Origin of the sequence: Mesorhizobium sp. M7A.F.Ca.AU.001.01.1.1 (genome assembly GCF_004022735.1) — a bacterium.
GTDB classification, from domain to species: domain Bacteria; phylum Pseudomonadota; class Alphaproteobacteria; order Rhizobiales; family Rhizobiaceae; genus Mesorhizobium; species Mesorhizobium ciceri.
Genome location: NZ_RZPF01000385.1, coordinates 1 through 6139, shown reverse-complemented (window position 1 = coordinate 6139; position 6139 = coordinate 1). Strand labels below are relative to the sequence as shown.

4 protein-coding genes are annotated in these 6139 nt (G+C 64.5%); 1 reads left to right on the top strand and 3 read right to left on the bottom strand.

Going from position 1 to position 6139, the window contains the following annotated elements:
- Positions 1–49: 49 nt before the first annotated feature.
- From iolD to EN884_RS21875, 3 genes are all read right to left on the bottom strand, one after another.
- Positions 50–1900, bottom strand: coding sequence for a 3D-(3,5/4)-trihydroxycyclohexane-1,2-dione acylhydrolase (decyclizing) (gene iolD, locus EN884_RS21885; protein WP_063169769.1), 1851 nt, complete (start codon positions 1898–1900; stop codon positions 50–52).
- 34 nt (positions 1901–1934) lie between these two features.
- A complete protein-coding gene (iolC, locus tag EN884_RS21880; RefSeq protein ID WP_063169770.1) occupies positions 1935–3869 on the bottom strand; it encodes a 5-dehydro-2-deoxygluconokinase in 1935 nt (644 codons plus the stop codon).
- Between the two features lie 141 nt (positions 3870–4010).
- Positions 4011–4856, bottom strand: a complete 846-nt coding sequence (locus EN884_RS21875; RefSeq protein WP_024502014.1) for a MurR/RpiR family transcriptional regulator — start codon at positions 4854–4856, stop codon at positions 4011–4013.
- A gap of 155 nt (positions 4857–5011) precedes the next feature.
- Here EN884_RS21875 and EN884_RS21870 point away from each other — a divergent pair, with 155 nt between their 5' ends.
- Positions 5012–6121, top strand: coding sequence for a Gfo/Idh/MocA family oxidoreductase (locus tag EN884_RS21870; protein ID WP_013528369.1), 1110 nt, complete (start codon positions 5012–5014; stop codon positions 6119–6121).
- The last annotated feature ends 18 nt before the right edge of the window (positions 6122–6139 follow it).

Below are 6139 nucleotides of genomic sequence, written 5' to 3'. Positions count from 1 at the left end.
TCTTCTCCCCGTGTAGAGACGGGGAGAAGGAGGAGCTTCGGCGCCTATATCAATCGCCGATGGTCTGCATCTGCCGCTTTTCATCATACGCCTTGCGCGCCGCGTTGACCTGCGGCCGCACTGACACTTCCGGCACCGCCACATCCCACCAGTGACCGCCGGCATCGGTGGAAACCAGGGGGCCGGTGTCGATGACGAGCACCGTGGTGCGCGTATTCTTCCTGGCTTGTGCCAGCGCGTTTTCCAGCCCGGCGATCGACGGCACTTTCTCGGCAATCGCCCCCATGCTCGCCGCATGCGCGGCGAAGTCGATGTCGGGCAGAACCTCGTGGCGCGAGTCCTTCAGCAGATTGTTGAAGTTGGCGCCGCCGGTCGCCATCTGCAGCCGGTTGATGCAGCCGTAACCGCGGTTGTCGAGCAGCACGATGGTCAGCTTGAGGCCGAGCATCACCGAGGTGGCGATCTCCGAATTCATCATCAGGTAGGAGCCGTCGCCGATCATGACGACGATCTCCTCGCCGGGCTTCGCCATCTTGGCGCCGAGCCCGCCGGCAATCTCATAGCCCATGGTCGAGAAGCCGTATTCGCCATGGTACGAGCCGGGCGCGCCCGCCTGCCAAAGCTTGTGCAATTCGCCCGGCAACCCGCCGGAGGCATTCAGCAGCGTCACACCGGAGCCCATGGCGCGCTGCACCGCGCCGATCACCTGCGCATCGGACGGATAGGCGGCATTGGTCGACGCCGTCACCTTGGCCGCCTCGACCGCCCAGGCCTTCTTGCCGGACGACGCATTGTCGGTCCAGCTTGCCGGCGCCTTCCAGTCCTTCAGCGCAGCACCGAGTTCCGCCAGGCCCTCGGCCGCATCGGCCACCAGCGGCAGGGCGCGGTGCTTGCCGGCATCGAAGGGCTGCACGTTGAGTCCGATGATGGTCTTGCCCGAATTCTTGAACAGCGCCCACGAACCGGTGGTGAAATCCTGCAGGCGCGTGCCGATGGCCAGCACGACATCGGCTTCCTCAGCCAGCCGGTTGGCGGCAGAAGTGCCGGTGACGCCGACCGCCGCCATGTTGAGCGGGTGGTTGTCCGGCAGCGAGGATTTGCCGCCTTGCGTCTCACAGACCGGGATGCCGCCGCTCTCGGCGAATTTCGCCAGTTCGTCCGACGCCTGCGAATAGAGGACGCCACCGCCGGCGATCACCAACGGCTTTTTTGCACCCTTGAGCGCGGCGACCGCGGCCGCCAGTTCCTGGCGATCCGGGCGCGGCCGGCGCTGGTGCCAGACCCGCTCCGCGAAAAAACTCTCGGGATAGTCATAGGCCTCGGCCTGGACGTCCTGGCAGAGCGACAGCGTCACCGGGCCGCATTCGGCCGGATCGGTCAGCACGGCCATGGCACGGCTCAGCGCAGGAATGATCTGCTCCGGCCGGGTGATGCGGTCGAAATAGCGCGAAACCGGACGGAAGCAGTCGTTGACCGTCGCCGTGCCGTCGGAAAAATCCTCGGCCTGCTGCAGCACCGGGTCGGGGATGCGGTTGGCGAAGACATCGCCTGGCAAAAACAGGACGGGCAACCTGTTTACATGGGCGAGCGCCGCCGCCGTCACCATGTTGAGCGCGCCGGGGCCGATCGAAGAGGTCGCGGCCATGAAGCGGCGGCGGAAATTGGCCTTGGCGTAGGCGATTGCCGCATGCGCCATCGCCTGTTCGTTGTGGGCGCGAAAGGTCGGCAGTTCGTCGCGCACCTGATAGAGCGCCTCGCCGATGCCGGCGACATTGCCGTGGCCGAAGATCGCCCAGACGCCGCCGAAGATCGGGACTTTGCTACCGTCGATCTCAGTCATCTGGCGCGACAGGAAGCGGGTCAGCGCCTGCGCCATCGTCAGGCGGATTGTCTTGCTCATGGTGTTTTCCTCCGCAGTCCTATTCCGCGCCTTCTTATGCCGCCTTGCGGCCGCGCGCGGCAAGCCACGCATCCGTCAACTGTTCGAAGCGCTGCGCCATGTCGGCGATCGCCTCGTCATCCGACATCCTGCCGGCCAGCCATTGTTCGGCCGCATGGACGAAGATGGTGCGGCCGACGGCAAAACCCTTGACGATGGGTGCCTTGGCGGTGGCGGCGAACGCCGCTTCCAGCTCGTCCTGCGGCGCTTCCAGGCCCAGCAGCACGACGCCGCGGCACCAGGGGTCGTGCTTCAGGATCACGGCCTCGATCTTCGCCCAGGCGCCGCTCGACGCCTGCGGCTCGAGCTTCCACCAGTCCGGCTTGATGCCGAGCGCATAGAGTTCCTCCAGCGCGCGCGGGATCGTCGTGTCGTCGAGCTTGCCATGCTTGCCGGCAATGATCTCGATGAGAAGTTCCCTGCCGACCTTCCGCGCCGCTTCGAACAGCGCGCGCAACTTCTGCTGCTGTTCGTCCTTGAGCGCCGCCGGATCGTCGGGATGATAGAAGCACAGGCATTTGATGCAATGGTCGACCGGCCACTCGGTGAGCTGCGAGCCGATGTCCTGCGAGAATTCGAAGCGCAGCGGCCGCGAACCCGGCAGCTCCACCGGCCGCCCGAGCCAGGCGAAGGAATGCCTGGCGAATTCGAACATCGCCTTGCGGCCGTGTTTCTCGTCGATCAGCATGCCGTAGCCGTCGCGGCCGGCGGCAACCTTCGCCGCCGCCTTGACCGCCAGCACCTTGAAATCCTGGATGCGTGCGGGATCGGCACCGGCCTTCGCCGCCACATCCTCGAGCTGCACGCGGTGGTCGCAGGCGAGCGCCATCATCGAGGGAATGTCGCGCCGGCGCGTCGTTGCCCAATGGATGTGGTTGATCGCCTCGTCCTTGCGCAACGCTAGATGCCTGCTGCCGTTCTTGAGGAAGAACCGCAGCTCCTCGAAGGTCGGATATTCCGGCGCGCAGAGCAGCCGCGACACGGCGAAGGCGCCGCAGGCATTGGCCCAGGTCGCCGCCGTCGCATGGTCTTCGCCGCCCAGCCAGCCGCGCAGAAAGCCCGACATGAAGGCGTCGCCGGCGCCGAGCACATTGTAGATCTCAATCGGAAACCCCTTGCCGACGACGCCGTCCTCGAGATCGTCGCTGATCGGTCCGTCATAGACGATGCAGCCCATCGCGCCGCGCTTCAGGACGATGGTGGCGGACGACAGCGAGCGGATCGTCTTCAAGGCGCTCAGGCAATCATCGGCGCCCGACGCGATCATGATCTCTTCCTCGGTGCCGACGATGAGGTCGCAGTCGGGCAGCACCGTCTTCAGCTGCGCCGAGACCCGGTCCGATTTTACATAGCGCTCGAACCCTTCGGCATGGCCGGCGAGACCCCACAGGTTCGGCCGGTAGTCGATGTCGAACACCACCTTGCCGCCCTTGGCCTTCATGATGCGGATCGCCTTGCGCTGCGCGGCATCGCTGTTAGGCCTGGAAAAATGCGTGCCGGTGACGACGATCGAGCGCGCCGAGGCGATGAAGGCCTCATCGATGTCTTCCGGCGCCAGCGCCATGTCGGCGCAGTCCGAGCGATAGAAGATCATCGGCGAGACGCCTTCGTCCTCGACCGACAGCAGCACCAGTGCGGTTAGCCGCTCCTTGTCGGTCTTGAGCCCGTCGACATTGACGCCTTCACGCGTCAGCTGCTCGCGGATGAAGCGGCCCATCTGCTCGTCGCCGACGCGGGTGAGCAGCGCCGAGCGCAGGCCGAGCCTGGCGGTGCCGACCGAGATGTTGGCCGGGCAGCCGCCGACCGACTTGGCGAAGGAGGTGATGTCCTCCAGCCGCGAGCCGATCTGCTGGCCGTAAAGGTCGACGGAAGCGCGACCGATGGTGATGACGTCGAGCGGCGCGTATTCAGCGTCCACGGCTTCGCTCATTGGAACCTCCCGTCGGCCTTGTTGTGTTGGGGTACACGCGCGAGCGGCAGCGTGGCGCCGGGAATATGAAATAATAATTCCAATCCATAGTCAATATGGAATGAGCATTCCTTCGGTGAAAAGTACCTTTTCGGCGGTGGATCAGGCCTTGCGCTTCCTGCCCGTGTCGCGCCGCTTCTCGCCGACGCCGACGGTCAGTGCCATGGCCAGCGCCATTGTCGCCGACAGTGAGCGGAAGCCGGCGAAATCGGCCTCGGCAACCTCGAACCAGACCTTGGCGAACTGGGCGAGCGGCGAAAACGAGCTGTCGGTGATGGCGACGATCGGCACGCCCTGTTCCGAAATGCTGCGCGCCTCCTCGATCGTGGCGGGCGCGTAGGGCGAGAAGGAGATGGCGATGACGGCATCCGCCGGCGTGGCGAAGCCGATCATCTCGGCATTCAGCCCGGCCGCCGATTCGATCAGCTGGTTGCGGATCTTCAGCTTGCCCAGTGCATAGGCGATGTAGGACGCCACCGGATAGGAGCGCCGCTTGGCCAGCACATAGATGGTTTCCGCCTTTGCCAGCAGGGAAATAGCGTCTTCCAGATGCGCTTCGTCCAGCGTGCGCGAGATGTCGTTGAGCGAGGTTGAGGCGGCGGCGACGAAGCCGTCGAAGATCGCCCGGTGGCCGGCGCCTCCCTCAGCCTTGACGCGCAGCGCCTGCAGCCTTTCGTCATAGGATGAGTTGCGCTCGCGCAGCCGCTCGCGAAACACCTGCTGCAGGCTGGTGAAACCATCGAAGCCAAGCTGCTGGGCAAATCGGATCAGGGTCGAAGGCTGCACGCCCGCCGAAGCGGCGATGCTGGCGGCGGTGCCGAAGGCGATATCGTCGGGATTGTCGAGCGCATGGGCAGCGATCTGGGCGATGCGTTTCGGCAGGCTTTCGCGTCGCTCCAGGATGGTGGTGCGCAGCGTCTCGAAATCGCGAGGTACCCGTTCGTCCATCGTCGCTCTGTCCAGGCTCATGCGTGAAGCGTCCTCTGTGCCTCATCATAGCGAGCCTGCGCAAGAACACCATAAAAAATGAGGCAGACATTCCATTTCAGGAGAAAATGGACTAATTCATCCACGCAGCGCTTCAAGCAGTGGAGAAACGGAAAATGGTCGGCGTCGGTCTCATCGGTACGGGTTTCATGGGCAAGTGTCACGCCATCGCATGGAGTGCCGTCAGCGCTGTCTTTCCCGACGTGGCCAAGCCACGGCTGGTCCATCTCGGCGAGGTCAATGAAGAGCTTGCCCGGCGCAAGGCGGGCGAGTTCGGTTTCGCCAAGGCGTCGGGCGACTGGCGCGCCGTCGTCAACGATCCCGAAGTCGACATCGTCTCGCTGACCACGCCCAACCAGTTCCACCCGGAAATGGCCGTCGCCATCCTCGAAGCAGGCAAGCATCTGTGGTGCGAAAAGCCGATGGCGCCGAGCTTTGCCGAGGCCGAGGCGATGGCGGCCGCGGCGAAAAAGTCCGGCAAGGTCGCGGCCCTCGGCTACAACTACATCCAGAGCCCGGCCATCCGCCATATCGGCGCGCTGCTGGAAGAGAAGATCATCGGCGAGGTCAACCATCTGCGCATCGAGATGGACGAGGACTTCATGGCCGACCCCGAAGCGCTGTTCTTCTGGAAGCACGAAGCAGCTTCCGGCTATGGCGCGCTCGACGATTTCGCCGTGCATCCGCTGTCTCTGGTCTCGGCCCTGTTCGGCCGCGTCGCCAGTGTCATCTGCGACATGGCTAAACCCTATGCCGATCGCAAGCTGGCCAGCGGCGGTCGTCGCGCGGTGGAGACCTACGACATCGCCAGCGTGCTGATGCATCTGGAAAACGGCATTGCCGGCACGCTGCTGGTCAACCGCTCAGCCTGGGGCCGCAAGGGCCGCATCGCCGTCCAGATCTTCGGCTCTAAAGGGTCGATCCTGTTCGACCAGGAACGATCGAACGAATTCCAGCTCTATCTCACATCAGACCGGCCGACCGAACAGGGCTACCGCACCATCCTGGTGGCGCCGCACCACAAGCCCTATGACCTCTTCGTGCCGGCGCCGGGCCATGGCCTCGGCTTCAACGATCTCAAGATCATCGAGTGCCACGAATTGCTGACGCGGCTTGAAGGCAAGCCGGCGCGGCTCATCGAGTTTGCCGAAGGGCTGGAGATCGAGCGCACGGTGCACGCGATGGCGCGCTCGTTCGAGGAAAAGCGCTGGGTGGACGTACGGTGATATAAGCCCGCTCAGACG

Coding starts and splice junctions, on each gene's coding strand:
- EN884_RS21875 (WP_024502014.1), bottom strand. CDS start 4,856: ATGGACGAACGGGTACCTCGCGATTTCGAGACGCTGCGCACCACCATC.
- EN884_RS21870 (WP_013528369.1), top strand. CDS start 5,012: ATGGTCGGCGTCGGTCTCATCGGTACGGGTTTCATGGGCAAGTGTCAC.
- iolD (WP_063169769.1), bottom strand. CDS start 1,900: ATGAGCAAGACAATCCGCCTGACGATGGCGCAGGCGCTGACCCGCTTC.
- iolC (WP_063169770.1), bottom strand. CDS start 3,869: ATGAGCGAAGCCGTGGACGCTGAATACGCGCCGCTCGACGTCATCACC.